This window comes from Mesorhizobium sp. M1A.T.Ca.IN.004.03.1.1, assembly GCF_003997555.1.
GTDB lineage: Bacteria > Pseudomonadota > Alphaproteobacteria > Rhizobiales > Rhizobiaceae > Mesorhizobium.
Genome location: NZ_RZTV01000208.1, coordinates 1 through 279 on the forward strand (window position 1 = coordinate 1; position 279 = coordinate 279).

1 protein-coding gene is annotated in these 279 nt (G+C 59.1%); it reads right to left on the bottom strand.

Translation table 11 applies throughout. The features are described from left to right. On the bottom strand, window positions 1-279 hold a 279-nt coding region (locus tag EOD29_RS31365; RefSeq protein ID WP_164763926.1), incomplete at both ends, for an ATP-binding cassette domain-containing protein.

Consider the following 279-nt stretch of genomic DNA (forward strand, 5'->3'; position numbering starts at 1 on the left):
ACGGCTTCTCTTTCGCCGATCCCGGCTGCATGCATCTGAGCGAGAACGACGTTCTCCACGGCGCGCAGATGCGGAAACAGATTGAAGCGCTGAAACACCATGCCGACACGTTGCCGAAGCTTGGCAAGGTTGCGGCAGGCCACCTCGCCATCGGCAAAGATCGTCTCATCCCCGACGGTGATCGTTCCCTGATCGGGACGCTCAAGCAAATTGACGCAGCGCATGAGGGTGGTCTTTCCTCCACCGCTCTGGCCAATGATGCTCACGATTTTGCCCGTG